The organism is Micrococcus sp. GbtcB5, assembly GCF_019091605.1.
In the GTDB taxonomy this organism is placed as follows: domain Bacteria; phylum Actinomycetota; class Actinomycetes; order Actinomycetales; family Micrococcaceae; genus Micrococcus; species Micrococcus luteus.
This window is the reverse complement of record NZ_JAGXJK010000031.1, coordinates 1-21726: the sequence shown is the minus strand read 5'-3', so window position 1 is coordinate 21726 and position 21726 is coordinate 1. Positions and strand designations below refer to the sequence as shown.

Genomic DNA, 21726 nt, shown 5'->3' with positions numbered 1-21726 from the left:
GACGGCAACCTCATCCGCGTCAGCCCCATCGACTGATCTTGGGTAAGCCCCTCAGCGGTGGGGGCGAGTTCACGCTCGCCGCCACCATTGAGCCTGGCCGTCATCACCGTCGTGCCGAGTGGTGGGAGCCCCCGACGGAGCCAGGACCTACGTTTCAGGTCGTGCCTGATCCGTTGTCTCCGAGAGATGCCACCGCGTGTCGTGTGAACTCTTCACTGCATCTCGACACATGCGCCGGGGCACTGTAGTTGTCAAGATTTCAGACCCTGAAGCCGGTATGAAACATATCTGCGCGTTTGTGAAATCTTCGCTGCATCTCGACAGCCGCCCACGGCATCCTCGCGGCGACGACGACGTTCGAGGAGCAGCCCCGGCCCGAGCCGGTCCCTGTGGACCGGCGCAGGCGCTGACGTCGGGGTGATGGCCCCGCGCTCCTGAACACCGTTCAATGAACACTGTTAGAGTCCGTCGGGTCAGACCCACCCGGGGCCGAGCCCCGCCCACACCGGAGAGGCCCGCATGAGCGCCACCCAGGACGCCCCCGCCGTCGACCCCCGCCCCGCCGCCCTCGACCCCGAGGCCCTCGTGGACCGCATCGAGGCGGGCCACCGCCTCACCGCTGAGGAGGCCGTCGCTGTGCTGGACGCCCCGGACGCGGACACGTTCCGCATCGTCGCGGCGGCCTCGCGCCTGCGCGAGAAGCACTTCGGCCGCACGGTCAAGGTCAACTACCTGGTCAGCCTCAAGACCGGCCTCTGCCCGGAGAACTGCACCTATTGCTCCCAGCGGCTCGGCACCGAGGCCGAGATCCTGCGCTACACGTGGCTCAAGCCGGAGGAGGCCGTCCGCCAGGCGGGCCTGGGCATCGCGGGCGGCGCCTCGCGCGTGTGCATGGTGGCCTCCGGCACCGGCCCCACGGACCGCGACGTCGACCGCGTGGCCGGCATGGTCGGCGACCTCAAGGCCCAGCACCCGGAGGTCGAGGTGTGCGCGTGCCTCGGCTTCCTCAAGGACGGCCAGGCCGAGAAGCTCAAGGACGCCGGCGTCGACGCCTACAACCACAACCTCAACACGGCCGAGTCCCACTACGAGTCCATCTGCACCTCCCACACCTACGAGCAGCGCGTGGACACCGTGCAGCGGGCCGGCGCCGCCGGCCTGTCCTCCTGCAGTGGCCTGATCGCGGGCATGGGGGAGACGCACGAGCAGCTCGTCGAGGCCGTCCTCGCGCTCCGCGACCTGGACTCCGACTCCATCCCCGTCAACTTCCTCATGCCCTTCGACGGCACCCCGCTGCAGGGCCACCAGCAGCTCACGCCCCTCGAGTGTCTCCGGATCCTCGCCATGGTCCGCCTGGCGTGCCCGGACAAGGAGCTGCGCATCGCCGGCGGCCGCGAGATGCACCTGCGCTCCCTGCAGCCGGTCGGCCTGCAGGTGGCCAACTCGATCTTCCTCGGCGACTACCTCACCTCCGAGGGCCAGGACGCCGAGGCGGACCTGCAGATGATCGCCGACGCCGGCTTCAGCGTGCTCGGCGCCGAGGAGCGTGCACAGCAGGCCGCGGCCGACGACGGCGCCCCGGCCGGCGGCTGCTGCGCCGGCACGGACGACGCCGGCCCGTGCGGCTCCGGTGCGGCCGTCGCCTCGGAGGCCGGGGCCGCGGAGGACGCCCGACCCGACACGGGCGCCGAGGGCGCCGTGAAGCCCGAGCTGCGCCGTCGGGGCGCGGGCACGGCCGAGCCCGCCAACGCCTGAGCGCACCGTGACCGCCCCCGCTGAAGCCGGCCTCCTCGACCGCGACGCCGCCCACCTCTGGCACCCCTACGGGACCGCCGGCGCCCGCCAGCTCTACGCCGTGCGCGGTGCCCGGGGCGTCCACCTCGACCTCGAGGGGCCGGGCGGGGAGCGTCACCGCGCCATCGACGCGATGGCGTCCTGGTGGTCCGTGGTGCACGGGCACGGGCACCCCGCGCTCGTCGAGGCCCTGACCCGGCAGGCCGCGGCCTTCCCGCACGTCATGTTCGGCGGGCTCACGCACGCGCCCGCCGTCGACCTGGCGGAACGGCTCGTCGCGCACACCCCCGCCGCGCTCGAGCACGTGTTCCTCGCCGACTCCGGCTCGGTCTCGGTGGAGGTCGCGCTCAAGCTCGCCCTCCAGTACCAGGCGACGCGCGGCCGGCCCAGCCGCCGCCGATTCCTCACGGTCCGCGGCGGCTACCACGGGGACACCGCCGCGCCCATGGGCGTGTGCGATCCCGTGGACGGCATGCACGCGGCCTTCACCTCGCTCGTGGCTCGGCATCTGTTCCTGCCCCGCCCGCCGGCGGCACGCTGGGTGCCCGAGGGCGTCGCCGCGGCACCCACGGCACCCGACGCCGCTCCGGCCGGCCACTGGGAGGCCGACGACGCCGCCCTCGCCGCGTGGGAGGACGAGGCCCGCGCCTTCACCGCCGCGCATGCGGACGAGATCGCCGGCGTGATCCTTGAACCCGTGCTCCAGGGGGCGGGGGGCATGCGCGTCTACGACCCGCGCTGCCTCACCGTGCTGCGCGAGCTGTGCGACGAGCACGGGCTCCTGCTCATCGCCGACGAGATCGCCACTGGCTTCGGCCGCACCGGCCGCTGGCTCGCGTGCGAAGGGGCCGGCGTCGCCCCGGACGTGCTGTGCCTCGGCAAGGCGCTCACCGGCGGCACCATGACGGGCGCGGCCATGCTGTGCACCGCCGAGGTCGCCGAGACGGTCTCCCGGCGGGAACGGGGCATGCCCGGGGCTCTCCTGCACGGGCCCACGTTCATGGGCAACCCGCTGATGTGCGCGGTCGCCTCCGCGTCCCTCGACCTGCTCACCGACCCGCGCGACGGCTGGGCCGCCCAGGTGCCCCGCGTCGAGGCCGGGCTGCGCGCCGGGCTGGCGGCGGCCGCCGACCTGCCCGCGGTCACCGACGTACGGGTCCTGGGTGCGGTCGGCGTCGTGGAGCTGGACCGGACCGTGGACGTCGAGCCCGTCACTCGGGCCGCCGTCGCCCGCGGTGCGTGGGTGCGCCCCTTCCGGCGGCTGGTGTACGTGATGCCGCCCTACGTGAGCACCGACGACGACGTCGCCACGATCTGCGCGGCCGTCACCGGGGCCGTCGAGGAGGTCTGCGCATGAGCACCGCCGAGGCCGGCGCGGCCACGAGCACGCCCGCCGACCCCTGGTCCTCGTGGCTGGGCTCCCGGGCCGCCGTCCGCGCGCGCCGCGGCCTGGAGCGCCGCGCCGAACCGCCGGAGCCGGGCGCGCCGTCGTCGGACGTCGTGGACCTGGCCGCCAACGACTACCTGGGCCTGGCCGCCCACCCGGACGTGCGGGCCGCCGCCGCGCGCGTCGCCACCGAGGGACCGGTCGGGGCGCGGGCCTCCCGCGTCGTCACGGGGACGCATCCCGCGCACGCCGACCTCGAGTCCGCCGCCGCCGCGCTGGCCGGCGCGGATGCCGCCCTCGCCTTCTCCTCCGGCTACACCGCGAACCTCGGCGTCCTCGGCGCCCTGGCCGGGCCGGGCACTGCCTTCCTCCTGGACGAGCACGCCCACGCGAGCCTGCGCGACGGCACCGCCCTCGCCGCCACCGCCCGCTCAGGGGCGTTCGCCCCCCTGCCGGGCGCGTCGGTCACCACGGTGGAGCACAACAGCGTGCCCGCCTTCCGGGCCGCCCTCGGCCGGCTGCGCGCCGAAGGGCGGGCGCGACGGATCGTGCTGGTGGTCGAGTCCCTGTACTCCGTGCTGGGGGACGAGGCCGACCTGCCTGCCCTGGCCGCCCTGGCCGCCGAACACGGCGCCCTGCTCGTGGTGGACGAGGCCCACTCGCTCGGCGTGGTCCCCGGCGGCAGCCGCACGGGCGCCCTGGGACTGTGGGCGGGGCAGGCGCCCGTCGTGGTCACCGCCACCTGCTCGAAGGCCCTCGGCGGCCAGGGCGGTCTGGCCCTGTTCGGCGGGCCCGACGCGCGGTCCTGGCGCGACCACGTGCTCAACACCGCCCGCACCTTCGTCTTCGACACGGCCCTGGCCCCCGTGCTCGCCGCCTCCGCGGCGGCCGCCTGCCGGATCGCCGCCACGGGGGAGCCCGCGGCACGGCTCGCGCGGGCCCGGGAGACGGCCGTGGACGTCTTCACCCGCCGGCCCGAGCTGGCCGGGCACGTGGAGGTCGGGGCGGGCGCCGTCCACTCGATCCGCATGCCCGGACCGGAGCAGGCCGTCGCCGCGGCCGCGGAGCTGCGCGCGCACGGCGTCCTCGTGGGATGCTTCCGCCCGCCCAGCGTGCCCGACGGCATCGCCCGCCTCCGCGTGAGCGTGACCACCGCCGTCCCCGAGCCCCGGCTGCGGGCGGCGCTGGAGGCGGTGGCGAGCGTGGCCGCCCGGGCGTGGGGCGCGTCCACGGGCTGCCCGTTCGCCCACGGCGACCCACGGCCGGAGGCCGTGCGCGGCGACCACCTGCGGATCTCCGATCCCGCCGACCTGCGGCGCGTGCTCACCGACCCCGGGACGTTCGCCTCGGACAACGCCCTCACGGCGGTCGTCCCGCTGAGCGGCCCGGCCCGCCGCATCCTGGCCGCCGCCCGCTTCCGGCTGCCGCCCGTGCTCGCCTCCGCCGGCGGGGAGGAGCACCGGGCGGTGCGTCGCGTCGTGGCACCGTTCTTCTCCCCGGCGAAGGTGCGCGAAGCCCGCGGCCGGATCCTCGCGACCACCCGGATGGCCCTCACGGCCGCCCTCGCGGACACCGGCCGCGCAGGCGGGGCCGTGGACCTGGCGACCACCGTGGCGGCAGCGGTCCCGGCGCGCGTGATGTCCGCCCTGACCGGCGTGCCCAACCCGCCCGAGGCGCAGCTGCACCGCTGGAGCGCCGACTCCCTCGAACTGTTCTGGGGCTGGCCGGACGAGGACCGCCAGCTGCGGCTCGCCCGCTCCGCCGCCGACTTCCACCGGTGGCTGCGCGGGGCCGTCGTCGAGGCGCGCGGGGACGACGCACAGCCCGGCAACCTGTTCGCGGCGCTGCACGAGGCCGGCGTCGACGACGAGCGGATCGTCTCCCTCGGCTACTTCCTGGTGATCGCCGGGCAGGAGACCACCCGGCTGCTCATCTCCACCGCGCTCACCCGCGCCCTGGCCGACCCCGCCCGCTGGGCCGCGCTCGGCGCCGGGGCGGACGGGGGCGCCGGAGCCGATGCGGCGGAGGCGGCCGCGGCCGAGCTCGTGGCCGAGTGCCTCCGGACGAGCTCCTCGGTGCCCACCTGGCGGCGCCTCGCCACGGCGGACGTCCGCGTCGGCGAGCACGAGGTCCGCGCCGGCGACGAGCTCCTGCTGCACCTCAGCGGCGAACAGCACGACGACGCCCGGCTCGCCTTCGGCTTCGGCCTGCATCGCTGCCTCGGGGCCGGGCTCGCGGAGCTCGAGACCGCCCTCGTGGTCCGCGAGGTCGCCCGCCTGCTGCCGGACGCCCGGCTCACCGGGCCGCCGGCGACGTGGCTGCGCCTGCTCTCCTTCCAGGCGCCGCAGCACGTGCTCGTGACGCCCGGACCGTGGCACGGCGGCGAGGACATCCGAATCGAGCAGAGTGGAGTGGACACATGCGCATCGAGGTCGTGACCGGCACGGACACGGACGTCGGCAAGACGTGGGGCACCGCCGCGCTCGCGGCCCGTGCCCTGGTGGCCGGGCTCCGCGTGCACGTGGACAAGCCGGTGCAGACGGGCGTCGCACCGGGGGAGGCCGGCGACGTCGAGACCGTCCGGGACCTGGTGGCCGCGGCCGCCGCATCCGGCGCGCTCGACGCCGCCGCTCCGGCCCGCCTGACCGTGTCCGAGGGGGCGCGGGTCGGCCCCGCGATGGCCCCCGTGGACGCGGTCGCCCACGCGGGGGAGGGGACGCCCCCTCTGCCGCCTCTGGGTGAGCAGCTGGGCCGGTGGCGTGGCCTCGCCGCGGGCGTCGACCACCTGCTCATCGAGGGCGCCGGCGGGATCACCGTGGCGTGGACCGAGGCCGACGAGGGGCCTGTGGACGCCGTGCGCGCGCTGCGGGCGGCCGGGCTCGACGCGGGGTTGACGGTCGTGGCGCGCCCCGGGCTGGGCACGCAGAACCACGCGCGCCTCACGGTGGAGCACGCCGCCGCCCGTGGCGTGGCGCCGGAGCGGATCCTCGTCAGCGGCGTGGCCGCGGACCCAGACCCCGTCGAGCGGGCCAACCTCGTGTTCCTGGCCCGCCTGGCCGGCGCCCACGGGGCGGTGCTGGAGACGGTGCCGCGGGGCACCCCGCCGCGCGTCATGTCGGTGCGTTGACCGCCGTCGTCGGGAGCGTGCTCAGCGAACGGCGCGGATCCGCCGCACCACGCACACCACGATCACCGCGAGACCGGTGAGGGCGCTGACGGCCACGAGGGCGAGGCCGCCCACGAGGCCGACGTCCATCGCGGTGCTCTTGCCGAGCAGGTCCATGAGCACCGGGGTCGTGGCGCCGGAGTCCGGGTGGTCGCCGCCGTCGGGGAAGATGATCGCGGCCAGCGCGAAGGACCCCCAGGAGACGCCCAGCAGCGTGTGCAGCAGGCGCCCCAGCCGGATGCCGCCCCGCTGCTCATCCTGCGGGTTCACGCGGGGCAGGAGGAACAGGCTTCCCACCAGGACCATGAGGACGAGTTCGTGGGGCAGGGCGCCGAAGACCATGTAGATGACCGTCATCCAGCCGTTCGCGCCGAAGTTGGAGCGCAGGGCGAGCGCGATCAAGGGCAGGGCGAGGAGGGCCAGCGCCCACGGCAGCACGGCCCAGGGACGCCACGTGCCCACGCTCGGACCCTTGCGGGTGGGGGTCGGGGAGGGGAAGTCCGAGTGCTGGGTGTGGGGCGCTGCGGTGCTCATGGCGTCAGCGTAGCCAGAGGGTGGCATCCGTCACGCTGGTAGGATTCGGGGGTACGGCCTCCGCGTGCACCGCAAGGGGGCGTTTTCCATGTACGGGCCGGTCCGGGGCGACCCGCGGCCCTGAGGAGAGATGCAGATGCCAGCGATCGCGATCGTCGGAGCCCAGTGGGGCGACGAGGGCAAGGGCAAGGCCACCGACCTGCTGGGCGGCCGAGTGGACTACGTCGTCAAGCCGAACGGCGGCAACAACGCCGGGCACACCGTCGTCGTCAACGGGGAGAAGTTCGAGCTCAAGCTGCTGCCCGCCGGCATCCTCTCGCCCAACGCGGTGCCGGTGATCGGCAACGGCGTGGTGGTGAACCTGGAGGCGCTGTTCGAGGAGATCGACGGGCTCGAGTCCCGCGGCCACTCGTGCGAGCACCTGAAGATCTCCGCCAACGCCCACCTCGTGGCGCCGTACCACCAGACCATGGACAAGGTGACCGAGCGGTTCCTGGGCAAGCGCGCGATCGGCACCACCGGCCGCGGCATCGGCCCCACCTACATGGACAAGGTGGCCCGCCTGGGCATCCGCGTGCAGGACATCTTCGACGAGTCGATCCTGCGCCAGAAGATCGAGGGCGCCCTGCGGCAGAAGAACGAGCTGCTGGTGAAGCTCTACAACCGCCGCGCCGTCACCGTGGACGAGATCGCCGAGTACTTCCTGGGCTACGCGGACCGCCTGCGCCCCATGGTCGTGGACTCCGTGAACCTGCTCAACGACGCCCTGGACGAGGGCAAGGTGGTGCTCATGGAGGGCGGCCAGGCCACCTACCTGGACGTGGACCACGGCACCTACCCGTTCGTGACCTCGTCCAACCCGACCGCCGGCGGCGCGGCCGTGGGCGCGGGCATCGGCCCCACCCGCTTCTCCCGGACCATCGGCATCGTGAAGGCCTACACCACGCGCGTCGGCGCCGGCCCGTTCCCCACGGAGCTCTTCGACGAGATGGGCGAGCAGCTGCGCACCACCGGCGGCGAGTTCGGCGTGAACACCGGCCGCCCGCGGCGCACCGGCTGGTACGACGCCGTCATGGCCCACTACGCCGCGCGGATCAACGGCTTCACGGACTACTTCCTCACCAAGCTGGACGTGCTCACCGGCATCGAGAAGATCCCGGTGTGCGTGGCCTACGAGGTGGACGGCGTGCGCCACGACCGCATGCCCATGACCCAGACCGAGTTCCATCACGCGAAGCCGGTGTACGAGCACTTCGACGGGTGGACCGAGGACATCTCCGGTGCCCGCACGTTCACGGATCTGCCGCTGAACGCCCAGCGCTACGTGGAGGCCCTCGAGAAGCTCTCCGGGTGCCGGATCTCCGCGATCGGCGTGGGCCCGGGCCGCGACCAGGTGGTCCAGGTCCGGGACCTCATCGAGGACTGACCCGGCCCGCCGCCCCGCCCCCGGCCCACCCTGGCCTGCACTTTCGAACGTGAAAGAGGGCGAATGGGCGCTTTCGAACGTGAGATAGGCCCTATCTCACGTTCGAAAGCGCCCGGGGGTCCGCCGGTCAGTCGGCCAGGCGGCCCGTCGTCGGGAAGCGGTCCCACACGCGGTGCGCGGGCAGGAGCTGCTTCAGCGCCGCCACGGCGGCCGCGCCGTCCGCCGCGGACTCGACGCCCTTGCCGGACACCTGGGCGGCAGCGAGGACGGCCTCCGCCGGCTCGAGGGCGAGGATCGCCTTCGAGTGGCGCCACATCTCCTGCAGCACCTTGACGACGCGCGGGTCCACCGCCTCGGAGTCGGCGGCGCCGGCCTTCTGGTCCAGGCTGGGGGCGGCGTCTGCGGCGGGGGCCGCCGGCGAGGCCACGACCACGGCATCCAGCTCGATGGACGCGGCGGTCAGGTAGGTCCGCTGGGCCACGATCTCCCCGGCCACGGGGCCGCCCTTCGGTGCGATGACCAGCGGGACCATGCCCGCACCGTGGATGCCCTGCACGAGGGCGTCCAGCTCCTTCTCGTCCACGGACTCGCCCACCACGACGCCGACCTGACGGCCGTCGAGCGGCCACGCGCCGCCGATCTGGGACAGCACGGGGGAGGGCTGCACGTCGGCCGGGGTCTCGGTCGGCGCGGGAACGGGGATGCCCAGGCCGTCCGCGACCTGCTGGGCCAGTCGCGTGTCGATCGCGGCGAGGTGGGCCAGCTGGCGCTCGCGGATGGTCTGCTCGTAGCACTTGCCGAGCTCGAACGTGTACGCCTGCGCCACGTGCTCGCGCTCCACCTCGGAGAGGGAGAGGAAGAACAGGCGCGCCTGCGAGAAGTGGTCGTCGAAGGACGCGGCGTGCGCGCGCTCCTTCACCGAGGCCGGCAGCGGCTCCGGGTGCTCGATGAACGCGTGGTCGTCCGCGGGGGTTTCGTACGGCAGGCCGCCGTCGAGCGAGTTGGGCCGGTACGGCGCCACGCCGCGATGCACGGCGCTCTGGTGGAAGCCGTCACGCAGCATGTCGTTGACCGGGGCGTGCGGGCGGTTGATGGGCAGCTGGTTCCAGTTCGGCCCGCCGAGGCGGGTGAGCTGCGTGTCCAGGTAGGAGAAGAGGCGGCCCTGCAGGAGTGGGTCGTTGGTGACGTCGATGCCGGGCACGAGGTTGGCCGGGTTGAAGGCCACCTGCTCCGTCTCCGCGAAGTAGTTGGACGGGTTGGCGTTCAGCGTCATGCGGCCGAGGGGCTGCACGGGGGCGAGCTCCTCCGGGACCAGCTTCGTGGGGTCGAGCAGGTCGATGCCCTCGAACATCTGCTCCTCGTTGTCCTCGAACACCTGCACGCCGAGCTCCCACTCGGGGAAGGCACCGGCCTCGATGGCGTCGGCGAGGTCACGCCGGTGGAAGTCCGGGTCCATGCCGTTGGTGAGCAGCGCCTCCTCCCAGGTCACGGAGTGCACGCCGAGCATCGGCTTCCAGTGGAACTTGACCAGCACGGTGGAGCCGTCCGCCGCGATCAGGCGGTAGGTGTGGACGCCGAAGCCCTCCATCATGCGGTAGGAGCGCGGGATGCCGCGGTCGGACATGTTCCACAGGGTGTGGTGCTGGGCCTCGGTGTGCAGGGACACGAAGTCCCAGAACGTGTCGTGCGCGGACTGCGCCTGCGGGATCTCGCGGTCCGGGTGCGGCTTCACCGAGTGCACCACGTCCGGGAACTTGATGGCGTCCTGCACGAAGAACACGGGGATGTTGTTGCCCACCAGGTCCCACGTGCCCTCGTCCGTGTAGAACTTGGTGGCGAAGCCGCGGGTGTCGCGGGCCAGGTCCATGGAGCCGCGGGAGCCGGCCACGGTGGAGAAGCGGACGAACACCTCCGTCTCCTTGTCCTTGGCGAAGAGCCCGGCCCGGCTGATCTTCGCGGCGGTGCCGTAGCCGCGGAACACGCCGTGGGCGCCGGCGCCGCGGGCGTGGACCACGCGCTCGGGGATGCGCTCGTGGTCGAAGTGGCTGAGCTTCTCCCGCAGGTGGTGGTCCTGCAGCAGGGTGGGGCCGCGGCGGCCGGCCTTGAGCGAGTGGTCCGAGTCCTGCAGGCGGACGCCGTGCGCGGTGGTCAGGTACGGGCAGCCCTGCGCGGCGGTCGCGGGGTCGGCGCCGGTGTCCTGGCCGGTGGGGGAGACCTGTGCCGGACCGCGCTGGTCCGGGGCCGGGACGGCCACGGGCTGGTCCGGGTGGGTGAGGGCGGTGTGCTCCTCGAGGTCGGGGGTGATCGGCCCCGGCGTGCCGGGGATGTCGGGCTGCTGGGTGGTCATCGCGTCTGCTCCTGTGGTGTCGACGTGCCGCGCGGTGCCGCGCGGATCGGGGGCGGAGGACGACGGCGGCCGATGCGGGCCGACGTCGTGCCCGGTCCCCAGCGTGGCGGCTGGCCGCGGCGCTGACCAGGGATGACGGCCACCGGCAGGGGCCTGGCTACCCTGGGGGCATGAGGATCAGCGTCGGACAGTTCGGACCCGTGGGCGACGTCGAGGCGAACCTGGCCGTGATGGCCCGCCTCGCCGCCCGCGCCGCGGGCGAGGGGGCGGAGCTCCTGGTGCTGCCCGAGGAGGCCATGCTCGGGGCCCGCGAGGTGGGGGAGGAGTTCCCCGACGCCGTCGCCGCGGCCTGGGAGCCGTTCGCTGCGGGCCTGGCCGCGCTGGCGCGTGAGCACGGGATCGCCGTCGTCGCGGGCGGCTACGAGCCGGGACCGGACCGGCGTCCCTACAACACGCTGCTGGCGGTGGGCGCGGACGGCGCCCGGCTGGGCGCGTACCGCAAACTCCACCTCTACGACGCGTTCGCGCACCGCGAGTCGGACCGGATCACCCCCGGCGACGGCGGCGTCGCCGCGATCGAGCTCGGCGGGCTCCGCCTGGGCCTGCTCACCTGCTACGACCTGCGCTTCCCCGAGCTGTCCCGGCGTCTCGCGGTGGAGGGCGCGGACGTGCTCGTGATCCCCGCGGCGTGGTTCTCCGGCGAGCACAAGGTGGACCACTGGCGCACCCTGCTCAAGGCCCGCGCGGTGGAGAACACGGTGTGGGTGGCCGCGGCGGACACGTGCTCGGACGGCACCGTGGGCCACTCGATGATCGTGGACCCGCTGGCGCTGCCCGTCGCCGAGCTCGCCGACGAGCGGGAGGCCGTGGTGACCGCGGAGGTCACCCGCGAGCGGATCGACGAGGTCCGGGAGTTCCTCCCCTCGCTCGCCAACCGCCGCACCGACGTCCTCTGAGCCGCCCCCCGCCCGGCGGACGGGTCACCATTACCCCCTCGGGCTGGGAAAAGCCTAAAATCACGTCAGACGTGCAACCAGACGGGCGCCCCGGCGCTCGGAACGCGCCCCGCCCGGGGCGGGACGGGAGATCAGAGATGACCATCAACGCCGACGGCAGCCACGCCGTCCAGCCCCACGCCGCGAACGCCCACACCGCCCCGGCCCGCCCCGTGCGCCACGCCGTGGTGGAGGAGGAGGTGCTCGAGCCGCTGGGCCCGGTGGAGGGCTGGGGCTTCACCAACCGCGTCATCCTCGTCTCGGTGCTCGTCGTGATCATCGGCAACGTCGTGCGCGTGCTCACCGGCGACCTGGGTGATCCGAACGGCTCCGTGGCGCTGGGCGAGACCGGCCACGGCTGGGTCGTGCTGGTGCAGTCGTTCATGTTCGGCCTGGTGGGCGGCGCCCTGGCGGGCGCGGCCGGCTACCTGGTCGTGCTGCTGATGGGCGGGGCTGCCCGCTCCGTCGTGCGCTACGTGGTCGGTGGCGTGGTCGGCGGCTTCCTCGGTGCCGTGGGCCTGTTCGCGGTGTTCTCCAACACCGTCCTCTACGGGGCGGGCCTGCACCTGTTCTGGATGCTGCCGGTGGCGGGCCTGCTCGGCGGCCTCTGGGCGGGCGTCGTCTCCTCCCGCCGCTGATCCCCGCAACCGGCGCCTCGGGCGCCGGCCGCAGAGAAAGGCCCCGGTTCCGGCTCTCGCCGGGCCCGGGGCCTTCTCCGTCATCACTCGCACCTTCGATGAGGTGGCTTCAGCCTACGAACTCGCCTTGGGCTTTCCAGGGGAGTCGGCTGGGCGTTCCCTGGGAGTGTCGGCCGCCCCGAGCAGGTGCGCGAGCTCGCCGGTGGCGGCGACGAGGGCCGCCCCGCACCGGTCCGCCAGCTCGTCCGTGCAGCGGTAGGCCGGCACGAGCGTGCTGAGCGCACCGACCACCGTGCCCGCCACGCTGATGGGGGCGGACAGCGAGGTGACGTCCTTCTCCACGGAACGGGTGCGCAGCGTGTAGTCCCCCGCGGCCACGCTGCCGCGCAGGGCGTCGCCCACGGCCGTGCCCGCCAGGGGGACGGTGCGTCCGACCCAGTTCGTGTGGCGGACGGAGTGCGTGCCCTCCACGATCGCCAGGTAGACGGCGGAGTCCGGAGGGGTCGTCACCGAGAGGTAGACGGATTCGCCCGTGGCGGCCACGACGTGGTCCATCGGCCCGCGGGCCAGCTGCACGAGCGAGTCCCGGGAGAAGGCCCGCGCCCCGAGCTGGATGAGGCGCACGCCGGGGCGGTAGGCGCCGTCGTCGTCGCGGGCCACGAAGCCGGACCCCTCGAGGCTGCGCAGCAGGCGCAGCGCCGTGGACGCCGGCAGGTCCGTGGCGCGGGCGGCCTCGGTCAGGCTCAGTCGGGGCTGCTCGGTGACGGCGGCGAGCAGGTCCAGGGCCCGGTCCACGGTGCGCGTCGAGGCGGTGGGGGTGGTGGTCATGACAGGGAGCGTAACGGGTGCGGGACACGCGGATCGGGCTTGCGCGTGAGCCGGGCCACTGTTTCAATGTTCGGAAAGTGCATGCCGAGCCGTGAAATCACAGGGGCCACCCGTCCCGCCGGCGCACGCACCCCGTCGAGAGGAACTGCCATGGCCGTGGGCTTCACCCAGCACGACCCGTCCCGCACCATCCGCGCCCCGCGCGGCACCGAGCTCTCCGCCAAGTCATGGCAGACCGAGGCCCCGCTGCGGATGCTCATGAACAACCTGGACCCCGAGGTCGCCGAGCGTCCCGAGGACCTCGTCGTCTACGGCGGCACCGGCCGCGCGGCCCGCTCCTGGGAGGCCTACGACGCCATCGTCGCCACCCTCAAGGACCTCGAGGAGGACGAGACCCTCCTGGTGCAGTCCGGCAAGCCGGTGGGCGTGTTCCGCACCAACAAGTGGGCCCCGCGCGTGCTGATCGCCAACTCCAACCTGGTGGGCGACTGGGCCACGTGGCCGGAGTTCCGCAAGCTCGAGGCCGAGGGCCTCATGATGTACGGCCAGATGACCGCCGGCTCCTGGATCTACATCGCCACCCAGGGCATCCTGCAGGGCACCTACGAGACCTTCGCCGCGATCGGCCGCAAGCGCTACGACGGCTCCCTCAAGGGCACCCTCACCCTCACCGGCGGCTGCGGCGGCATGGGCGGCGCCCAGCCCCTGGCCGTCACCCTCAACGGGGGCGTCTGCCTGATCGTGGACGTCTCGGAGGACCGCCTGCGCCGCCGCATGGGCAAGCGCTACCTGGACGAGGTGGAGACGGACATCGACAAGGCCGTCGAGCGCGTCATGCAGGCCAAGCGCGACGGCGAGGCCGTCTCCGTGGGCCTCGTGGGCAACGCCGCCGAGGTGTTCCCCGAGCTGCTCGAGCGCCAGAAGGCCGGCACCGTCGAGATCGACATCGTCACCGACCAGACCTCCGCGCACGACCCGCTGTCCTACCTGCCGATCGAGATCGACGAGAAGGACTGGCACGCCGAGGCCGAGGCCGACCCGGACACCTTCACCAAGAAGGCCCAGGAGTCCATGGCCCGCCAGGTCGAGGCCATGGTCGGCTTCCAGGACATCGGCGCCGAGGTGTTCGACTACGGCAACTCCATCCGCGACGAGGCCCGCAAGGCCGGCTACTCCCGCGCGTTCGAGTTCCCGGGCTTCGTCCCGGCCTACATCCGCCCGCTGTTCTGCGAGGGCCTCGGCCCCTTCCGCTGGGCCGCGCTCTCCGGCGACCCGGAGGACATCCGCGTGACCGACGAGGCCCTGAAGGAGCTGTTCCCCGAGAACGAGCACCTGCACCGCTGGCTCGACGGCGCCGCCGAGTTCGTGGAGTTCGAGGGCCTGCCGGCCCGCATCTGCTGGCTGGGCTACGGCGAGCGCCACAAGGCCGGCCTGCTCTTCAACCAGCTCGTGGCCGAGGGCAAGGTCAAGGCGCCGATCGTGATCGGCCGCGACCACCTCGACTCGGGCTCCGTGGCCTCCCCGTACCGCGAGACCGAGTCCATGCTGGACGGCTCCGACGCGATCGCCGACTGGCCGCTGCTGAACGCGCTGACCGCCACCTCCTCGGGTGCCACCTGGGTGTCGATCCACCACGGCGGCGGCGTCGGCATCGGCCGGTCCATCCACGCCGGCCAGGTGGGCGTGGCCGACGGCACCGAGCTGGCCGCGGCCAAGCTCGAGGCGCTGCTCACCAACGACCCGGGCATGGGCGTCATCCGCCACGTCGACGCCGGCTACTCCCGCGCCGCCGAGGTGGCGAAGGAGCGCGGCGTCCGTGTGCCCATGGAGGCCACGATCCGGGACTGACCCCGGTCACGTCGTCGGACGACGACGGTGCCGCCGCGCCGTCGCCGTCCGACGACTTCACCGCCGCGAGCCGGACGGGCATCCGCTCGTCCGGCTCGCGATCGAAAGGACACCACGATGGACTCGTCCCGCCCCGCAGACCACGAGCTGCACACCGACACCACCGCGATGGCCGCGATCGAGGCCGACGCGCCCCGCCCGCCGGCGCGCTGGCGCATGATCGTCTACTCGGCGATCGGCATCGTCATGTTCTTCGTGCCCATCACGATCAACGGGGCGAGCTCCATCCCGCTGGACCACCTGGTGACCTGGGTGCGCGGGCTGCTCGGCCCGGCCGACCGCTGGGTGGGCCTGGCCATCATCGCCGCAGGCGCCGTGTACCCGTTCGCCTCGGGTCGCTGGCGGACCAGCACCACGCGGGCGGTGTTCGCGTTCCTCGCCGTGCTCGGCCTGGTCGCCTCGGCGATGGTCGTGTTCGGCGTGGGCCCGAGCTGGATCCTGGACAAGAGCATCGGTCCGTTCCTGATGGACAAGCTCGTGGTGCCCGTGGGCCTGATCGTGCCCATCGGCGGCGTCTTCCTGGCCCTCGTGATCGGCTACGGCCTCATGGAGTTCGTGGGCGTCTACCTGCGCCCGGCCATGCGGCCGATCTGGCGCGTGCCCGGCCGCGCCGCCGTCGACGCCGTGGCCTCCTTCGTGGGCTCCTACGCCCTGGGCCTGCTGCTGACCAACCGCATGTACACCGGCGGCCGCTACACGGCCCGTGAGGCGGCGATCATCGCCGTCGGCTTCTCCACGGTGTCCGCGACCTTCATGGTGATCGTGGCCAAGACGCTGGGCCTGATGGACATCTGGCTCTGGTACTTCTTCGGCACCCTCGCGGTGACGTTCGCGGTCACCGCCATCACGGTGCGCATCCCGCCGCTGAGCCGCATCCCGGACGAGTGCTACCCGGGCGTCACCCACTCGCCCGAGCAGGCCGTCACCCGGGACCGCTTCCGCGTGGCCCGTCGCGCCGCCGAGCAGACCCTCGCCGAGGCCCCGTCCCTGCCGAAGAACATCTGGGTCAACTTCCGGGACGGCCTCGTGATGGTGCTCCAGATCCTGCCCTCCATCATGTCCGTGGGCCTGATCGCCCTGGTCCTGGCCACCTACACGCCCGTGTTCGAGTGGATCGGCGTGATCTTCTACCCGCTGTTCTGGGCGCTCGGCTACTCCGACCCCGGCCTGCTGGCCTCGGCCTCCGCCACCTCGATCGCCGAGATGTTCATCCCGGCCACGATGGCGGCCGGTCACGAGGACCTCGTCGCCCGGTTCGTGATCGGCGTCGTCTGCGTCTCCGCGATCATCTTCTTCTCCGCGGTGGTTCCTGCCATCCTGGCCACGGACATCCCCGTGAAGATGTGGCACCTCCTGGTGATCTGGGTCGAGCGCGTGGCGCTCACCATCGTGCTGGCCACGCCGCTGGCCCACCTGGTGGCCGCGCTCACCTGAGGCCCACCCCACCGCCCCACCCCCGTCCGTCCCGCAGAGAGGCCCCCATGCGCTCCACGCTCATCACCGACATCGCCGAGCTGACCACCGTCGACCCCGAGGGGCGGGTGCTCACGGACGCGGCCGTCGTCGTCGAGGACGAGCGCATCGCCTGGATCGGCGCCGCCGCGGACGCCCCGGAGGCGGACGACCGGGTGTCCGTCGAGGGCCGCGCCGTGCTGCCCGGCTGGGTGGACTCCCACACGCATCTCGTGTTCGACGGGGACCGCTCCGCGGAGTTCGAGGCCCGCATGGCGGGCGAGTCCTACGCGGCCGGCGGCATCGGCGTGACCACCTCCGCCACCCGTGCCGCCTCGGACGACCGCCTGGCCGAGCTGGTCCGCGGCCGGGTGGCCGACGCGGTGGCCGGCGGCACCACCTACCTCGAGACCAAGACCGGCTACGGGCTCACCGTGGAGGAGGAGGCGCGCCACGCGCGCCTGCTGGCCGGGCTGCGCGAGGAGGGCCTCGTGGACGAGGTGACCTTCCTCGGCGCCCACCTCGTGCCCCCGGGCCGGGACGCGGAGGACTACCTCGACGACGTCGTCGGACCGATGCTCGAGGCCGTGCGGGAGCACGCGGGCTGGGTGGACGTGTTCTGCGACACCGGCGCCTTCGACGCCGAGCAGACCCGCCGCGTGCTCGCCGCGGGTGTGGCGGCGGGCCTGGGCGTGCGCCTGCACGGCAACCAGATCGAGCAGGGCCCGGGGGTGGGCGTGGCCGTGGAGTTCGGCGCCGCCTCCGTGGACCACGTCAACCACCTCTCCGACGCGGACGTCGAGGCCCTGGCCGGCACCTGGGCCGACTGGGACCGCGCCTCCGCCACCGGGACGCCCGGCACCGTGGCCGGCTGCCTGCCCGCGTGCGACCTGTCCACCCGCGCCCCGCTGGCGCCCGCGCGTCGTCTGCTCGACGCCGGCATCGAGGTCTCCCTGGCCTCGAACTGCAACCCGGGCACCAGCTACACCACGTCCATGAACTTCAACGTGGGCACCGCCGTGCTGCAGATGCACCTGACCCTCGCCGAGGCCGTGCGCGCCGCCACCCTCGGCGGGGCCCTCGGCCTGCGCGCGCAGGACCGCGTCGGCAGCCTCGAGGTCGGCAAGCGCGCCGACCTGCACGTGCTCGACGCCCCCGCCGCCATCCACCTGGCCTACCGCCCCGGCATGCCGCTGACCCACGCGGTCTGGCGCGCGGGCCGCCGGGCCGTCTGATCGACCGACAGCAAGGAGAACGCATCACCATGACCACCACCGTCACCCTCGGCACGTCCGGGGCCACCTTGGACGACGTCCTCGCCGTCGCCCGCCACGACGCCCGCGTGGTGCTCGCCGACGACGTGCTCGAGACCGTCGGCGCGGTGCGCCGCCACGTCGAGGCACTGGCCGAGGCCGAGACCCCCACCTACGGCGTCTCCACCGGCTTCGGCGCGCTCGCGGACAAGCACATCCCGCTCGAGTCCCGCGCGCAGCTGCAGAAGTCCCTGATCCGCTCCCACGCCGCCGGCATGGGCCCCGTGGTGGAGCGCGAGGTCGTCCGCGCGCTGATGTTCCTGCGGGCCACCACGCTGGCCTCCGGCCGCACGGGCGTGCGCCCCGTGGTGGTCGAGACCTTCGTGGCCATGCTCAACGCGGGCATCACCCCCGCCGTGCGCGAGTTCGGCTCCCTGGGCTGCTCCGGTGACCTCGCCCCCCTCTCCCACGTGGCCCTGGCGCTGATGGGCGAGGGCGACGTCGTCGGGACGGACGGCGCGCTGCGTCCGGCCGGCGAGGCGCTCGCCGAGGCCGGGATCGAGCCGGTCGAGCTGCGGGAGAAGGAGGGCCTGGCCCTCGTCAACGGCACCGAGGGCATGCTCGGCATGCTGATCATGGCGCTGGCCGACCTCGAGGAGCTCGCCGACACCGTGGACCTCACCGCCGCGATGTCCGTGGAGGCGCTGCTCGGCACCGACCGCGTGTTCGTGCCGGAGCTGCACCTGCCGCTGCGCCCCCACCCGGGCCAGGCGACCTCCGCCGACCGGATGCTGAGGATCCTGGCGGGCTCGCCGATCGTGGCCAGCCACAAGGAGGGCGACTCCCGCGTGCAGGACGCCTACTCGCTGCGCTGCGCCCCGCAGGTGGCCGGCGGTCTGCGCGACACCCTCGCGTACGTGCGCACCGTGGCCGTGCGCGAGCTCGCCGCCACCGTGGACAACCCGGTGGTGCTCGACGACGGCCGGGTGAGCTCGAACGGCAACTTCCACGGGGCGCCCGTGGCGTACGTGCTGGACTTCCTGGCCATCCCGGTGGCCGACGTCGCGAGCATGTCCGAGCGCCGCACCGACCGCATGCTGGACCCGGCCCGCTCGCACGGGCTGCCCGCGTTCCTCGTGGACGACCCGGGCGTGGACTCCGGCATGATGATCGCCCAGTACACGCAGGCCGGGCTCGTCTCGGACATGAAGCGCCTGGCCGTGCCCGCGTCCGTGGACTCCATCCCGTCCTCCGCGATGCAGGAGGACCACGTCTCCATGGGCTGGCATGCTGCCCGCAAGCTGCGCTCGGCCGTGGAGAACTTCCGCCGGGTGCTCGCCGTCGAGCTCGTGGCCGCCGCTCGCGCGATCGAGCTGCGCGCGCCGCTGCAGCCCTCCGCCGCGACCGGTGCCGCCGTCCGCGTGATCCGCGAGGCCGGCGTGCCCGGCCCCGGCCCGGACCAGTACATGGCCCCGCAGCTGGCCGCCGCCGAGCAGGCCCTGCGCGACGGGTCCGTGCTGGCCGCCGTGGCGGAGGCGCTCGCGGGCGTGTCCGCCGACGCCGAGCCGCAGGACCTGGCCGAGGAGTCCGAGGGCGCCGAGGCCGAGGGGCACTGACGCCACAGCGTGGTCCGACGCCGCAGAGTGGTGACGACACGCCGCGTGCGTCTGCACGAGACGGCGTGTCGTGACCACTCTGTGTGCGGAGGGGGGGCGGCCTGCGGATCGGGCCCGGTCGGCCCGGCTCAGGCCGCCAGGTCCACGTCCTTCGTCTCCTTCATGAACAGGCCGGTCAGGCCGGTGAGGCCGCCGACCACCATGAGGTAGATCGGGAACGCGCTGGTCCACCCCTGCGCCGTCAGCCACGTGATCAGGTACGGCGCCGTGCCGCCGAAGATCGCGGTGGCCAGCGAGAGCATGGTGGCCACGCCCTTGGCGCGCACCGCCGTGGGCAGCGCCTCGGACCAGACGGCGCCGTTGACGCCGAACAGCAGCGCCACGGCCAGCAGGGCGATGGTCTGCACGAGCAGGAACGAGGCGAAGGTGCCGTCCAGCATGCCGAACAGCGGGAACGGCAGCACCACGAAGAGCAGGCCGAAGGCGATGACCAGCGGGCGGCGGCCGACCCGGTCGCCCAGCAGGCCCGCCCCGAGGATGGCGACCAGGAAGATCACCTGGGCCACGAGCGAGGCCGAGAGGGTGGTGGACTTGTCCATCTGATGGGCCACCTGCGCGTGCGTGGGCAGGTAGATCAGCCACGTGTAGAACATCAGGGAGCCGCCCGCGGAGACCAGGAAGATCGTCAGCAGGCCGCGCCACACCGCGCTCGGTTCCCGGCGCGGGGCCTCGTCGGCGGTGGGCACCACCTGCTGCGCCGCCGTGAAGTGCTCCGACTCCGTCAGGCTCCGTCGCAGGTACAGCGCGTAGAGGCCGCGGACGCCGCCGATGCCGAACGCCACGCGCCAGCCCCAGGACGCCACCTGCTCGTGGGAGAGCAGCGTGTTGACGGCCAGGCCCACGAGTGTCGCCAGGATCGTGCCCACCACCACGGACACCCACGACGTCGCCCCGAACAGCCCGCGCCGGCCCTGCGGCGCCCGCTCCACGAGGTAGGTCACGGAGGTGCCCATCTCGCCTCCGTGCGCCAGGCCCTGCAGCAGACGGGCGATGACGAGGATCACCGAGGCGAGGACGCCCACCGTGCCGTAGGTGGGGGTGAAGGCGATGATCAGGCTGCCGAGCGCGGTGATCATCATCGCCGCGAAGAGGCTGCGCTTGCGGCCCACCCGGTCCGCGTAGGCGCCGAACACGTAGCCGCCGATGGGGCGGGCGACGAAGCCCACCGCGAAGACGGCCAGGGTGGCGAGCAGCTCGGAGGTGGGGTTGTCCGCGTGGAAGATCTGCGCCGCGAAGACCGGGGCGAAGATCGTGTAGACGTTCCAGTCGTACCACTCCAGCGCGTTGCCGAAGTTCACGGCCAGCATGTCCTTCAGGCTCCGGGGGCGGGCCCCGGGCACGGGAGCGGGCCGGGCCGCGCCGGTGGCCGCGGTGCTCATGCCCGTCCCTCGAGGCCGGCCTGGGCATCGCCGTCGGCGCCGGGCACCCGCATCTCGAAGGTCTCCCGCACCACGGTGTAGTCGAAGTAGCCCAGGCGGGCGATCGGCTGGATGCGCGGGATGTCGATGCGGCCGTCGGCGGTGATGACGTCGTCGTCGATGTGGATGGTGTCCACGTGGGCGAAGACCACGTCGATGGTGCCGACGTTCGAGTCGCCCTTGATGCGGTGCGTCGAGTGGTAGCGGCACTCGAAGCGCACGGGGGACTCGGCGACCATCGGGATGGGGTGGTTGTCCGCGTAGACCTTGGTGACGCCGTGCTCGGCGATGCGGTCCCACTCGCTCTCGCCCGGCTCCAGGGCCATGGCGGAGACGTTGACGGCCTCGCGCAGGTCGTAGGTGGCCATGTTCCACACGAACCAGCCGGTCTGCTCCGCGTTGAGGACGGTGTCCTTGCGGCGTCCGTCCGGGTACTGGTTCGCGGAGAACATCACCATGGGCGGGTCGAAGGTGAGGTTCTGCCACTGGCTGTAGGGGGCGATGTTCTCCATGCCGTCCGTGCTCACGGAGGACAGCCAGCCGATGGGCCGCGGCACGGTGGAGCTCTTGAAGGGGGAGAAGGGCAGGGGGTTGGCCTCGTGCTGCGGGCGGGTACTTCATGAGTCCTCCATGTGATGCCGGTAACAGTGTGTGGGCCAGGCTACGCCGCATATTCTGGATATATCAAGCGGAGGGGGGGGTAGCTGACTGCCTAGGTGTTGTGGGTCATGAGGTTCTTGCCACGAGGCGCCGGCTGAGATGAGACGAGTGGGCCTCTCCCGCAGGATGGAAGTTCCTCAACAACCCACCTGCCCGAAAAGACCCACAGTTGAGTCCCGGATAGTGGTGTAACCCTCCCCGGTGGCCACGACCATCTTCGAGACGGACGCGGTCACCGTGGGAG

16 protein-coding genes are annotated in these 21726 nt (G+C 73.2%); 11 read left to right on the top strand and 5 right to left on the bottom strand.

Going from position 1 to position 21726, the window contains the following annotated elements:
• Positions 1–519 precede the first annotated feature (519 nt).
• The 4 genes from bioB to bioD are packed head-to-tail and all read left to right on the top strand — an operon-like array spanning position 520 to position 6308.
• A complete protein-coding gene (gene bioB / locus KVS67_RS10190) occupies positions 520–1755 on the top strand; it encodes a biotin synthase BioB (protein WP_063189661.1) in 1236 nt (411 codons plus the stop codon).
• Between the two features lie 7 nt (positions 1756–1762).
• Positions 1763–3151, top strand: a complete 1389-nt coding sequence (gene bioA / locus KVS67_RS10185; protein WP_063189659.1) for an adenosylmethionine--8-amino-7-oxononanoate transaminase — start codon at positions 1763–1765, stop codon at positions 3149–3151.
• Positions 3148–5619, top strand: a complete 2472-nt coding sequence (locus KVS67_RS14105) for an aminotransferase class I/II-fold pyridoxal phosphate-dependent enzyme (RefSeq protein WP_231866323.1) — start codon at positions 3148–3150, stop codon at positions 5617–5619. The genes bioA and KVS67_RS14105 overlap by 4 nt, the downstream gene beginning before the upstream one ends.
• A complete protein-coding gene (gene bioD / locus KVS67_RS10175; protein WP_020624969.1) occupies positions 5601–6308 on the top strand; it encodes an ATP-dependent dethiobiotin synthetase BioD in 708 nt (235 codons plus the stop codon). Before KVS67_RS14105 ends, bioD begins: the two co-directional genes overlap by 19 nt.
• Before the next feature lie 21 nt (positions 6309–6329).
• Here the strand turns inward: bioD and KVS67_RS10170 are convergent, their stop codons facing one another.
• Complete coding sequence (locus KVS67_RS10170) at positions 6330–6881, bottom strand: hypothetical protein (protein WP_020624968.1); 552 nt, start codon at positions 6879–6881, stop codon at positions 6330–6332.
• 136 nt (positions 6882–7017) lie between these two features.
• Between KVS67_RS10170 and KVS67_RS10165 the strand changes: the two genes are divergently transcribed.
• Complete coding sequence (locus KVS67_RS10165; protein ID WP_043279485.1) at positions 7018–8307, top strand: adenylosuccinate synthase; 1290 nt, start codon at positions 7018–7020, stop codon at positions 8305–8307.
• A gap of 127 nt (positions 8308–8434) precedes the next feature.
• Here KVS67_RS10165 and KVS67_RS10160 read toward each other — a convergent pair whose 3' ends face one another.
• Complete coding sequence (locus KVS67_RS10160) at positions 8435–10654, bottom strand: catalase (RefSeq protein ID WP_020624966.1); 2220 nt, start codon at positions 10652–10654, stop codon at positions 8435–8437.
• A gap of 170 nt (positions 10655–10824) precedes the next feature.
• On the opposite strand from KVS67_RS10160, the gene KVS67_RS10155 reads away from it, so the two are divergent.
• Both KVS67_RS10155 and KVS67_RS10150 read left to right on the top strand, forming a co-directional pair.
• Positions 10825–11610: a carbon-nitrogen hydrolase family protein gene (locus KVS67_RS10155; protein ID WP_063189657.1), complete on the top strand. Its 786-nt coding sequence runs from the start codon at positions 10825–10827 to the stop codon at positions 11608–11610.
• Between the two features lie 137 nt (positions 11611–11747).
• Entirely contained in the window at positions 11748–12287 is a 540-nt protein-coding gene (locus KVS67_RS10150) for a hypothetical protein (RefSeq protein ID WP_036315779.1), read from the top strand.
• Between the two features lie 114 nt (positions 12288–12401).
• On the opposite strand, the gene KVS67_RS10145 is transcribed toward KVS67_RS10150, so the two are convergent.
• Positions 12402–13115 carry an IclR family transcriptional regulator gene (locus tag KVS67_RS10145; protein WP_063189655.1) on the bottom strand — a complete coding sequence of 238 codons (714 nt, stop codon included), beginning with the start codon at positions 13113–13115 and terminating at the stop codon, positions 12402–12404.
• A gap of 150 nt (positions 13116–13265) precedes the next feature.
• Between KVS67_RS10145 and hutU the strand changes: the two genes are divergently transcribed.
• From hutU to hutH, 4 genes are all read left to right on the top strand, one after another.
• On the top strand, positions 13266–14963 hold the full coding sequence (gene hutU / locus KVS67_RS10140) for a urocanate hydratase (RefSeq protein ID WP_063189653.1): 1698 nt from the start codon (positions 13266–13268) through the stop codon (positions 14961–14963).
• 117 nt (positions 14964–15080) lie between these two features.
• The gene (locus tag KVS67_RS10135) at positions 15081–16457 is read left to right on the top strand and encodes a YjiH family protein (protein WP_082836645.1); all 1377 of its coding nucleotides are present in this window, start codon (positions 15081–15083) and stop codon (positions 16455–16457) included.
• Positions 16458–16504: 47 nt separating this feature from the next.
• Complete coding sequence (gene hutI / locus KVS67_RS10130; protein ID WP_217565306.1) at positions 16505–17710, top strand: imidazolonepropionase; 1206 nt, start codon at positions 16505–16507, stop codon at positions 17708–17710.
• Positions 17711–17739: 29 nt separating this feature from the next.
• On the top strand, positions 17740–19344 hold the full coding sequence (gene hutH / locus KVS67_RS10125) for a histidine ammonia-lyase (protein ID WP_063189651.1): 1605 nt from the start codon (positions 17740–17742) through the stop codon (positions 19342–19344).
• Between the two features lie 128 nt (positions 19345–19472).
• On the opposite strand, the gene KVS67_RS10120 is transcribed toward hutH, so the two are convergent.
• Entirely contained in the window at positions 19473–20783 is a 1311-nt protein-coding gene (locus KVS67_RS10120) for an MFS transporter (RefSeq protein ID WP_063189649.1), read from the bottom strand.
• Entirely contained in the window at positions 20780–21379 is a 600-nt protein-coding gene (locus tag KVS67_RS10115; protein WP_231866322.1) for a flavin reductase family protein, read from the bottom strand. Before KVS67_RS10115 ends, KVS67_RS10120 begins: the two co-directional genes overlap by 4 nt.
• Between the last annotated feature and the right edge of the window lie 347 nt (positions 21380–21726).

Excerpts from the sequence above, each read along its gene's own strand:
- KVS67_RS10120 (WP_063189649.1), bottom strand. The coding sequence starts at position 20,783 with ATGAGCACCGCGGCCACCGGCGCGGCCCGGCCCGCTCCCGTGCCCGGG.
- KVS67_RS10160 (WP_020624966.1), bottom strand. The coding sequence starts at position 10,654 with ATGACCACCCAGCAGCCCGACATCCCCGGCACGCCGGGGCCGATCACC.
- KVS67_RS10165 (WP_043279485.1), top strand. The coding sequence starts at position 7,018 with ATGCCAGCGATCGCGATCGTCGGAGCCCAGTGGGGCGACGAGGGCAAG.
- bioD (WP_020624969.1), top strand. The coding sequence starts at position 5,601 with ATGCGCATCGAGGTCGTGACCGGCACGGACACGGACGTCGGCAAGACG.
- KVS67_RS10145 (WP_063189655.1), bottom strand. The coding sequence starts at position 13,115 with ATGACCACCACCCCCACCGCCTCGACGCGCACCGTGGACCGGGCCCTG.
- KVS67_RS10150 (WP_036315779.1), top strand. The coding sequence starts at position 11,748 with ATGACCATCAACGCCGACGGCAGCCACGCCGTCCAGCCCCACGCCGCG.
- KVS67_RS14105 (WP_231866323.1), top strand. The coding sequence starts at position 3,148 with ATGAGCACCGCCGAGGCCGGCGCGGCCACGAGCACGCCCGCCGACCCC.
- hutI (WP_217565306.1), top strand. The coding sequence starts at position 16,505 with ATGCGCTCCACGCTCATCACCGACATCGCCGAGCTGACCACCGTCGAC.
- hutH (WP_063189651.1), top strand. The coding sequence starts at position 17,740 with ATGACCACCACCGTCACCCTCGGCACGTCCGGGGCCACCTTGGACGAC.
- KVS67_RS10170 (WP_020624968.1), bottom strand. The coding sequence starts at position 6,881 with ATGAGCACCGCAGCGCCCCACACCCAGCACTCGGACTTCCCCTCCCCG.
- KVS67_RS10155 (WP_063189657.1), top strand. The coding sequence starts at position 10,825 with ATGAGGATCAGCGTCGGACAGTTCGGACCCGTGGGCGACGTCGAGGCG.
- hutU (WP_063189653.1), top strand. The coding sequence starts at position 13,266 with ATGGCCGTGGGCTTCACCCAGCACGACCCGTCCCGCACCATCCGCGCC.
- bioB (WP_063189661.1), top strand. The coding sequence starts at position 520 with ATGAGCGCCACCCAGGACGCCCCCGCCGTCGACCCCCGCCCCGCCGCC.
- KVS67_RS10135 (WP_082836645.1), top strand. The coding sequence starts at position 15,081 with ATGGACTCGTCCCGCCCCGCAGACCACGAGCTGCACACCGACACCACC.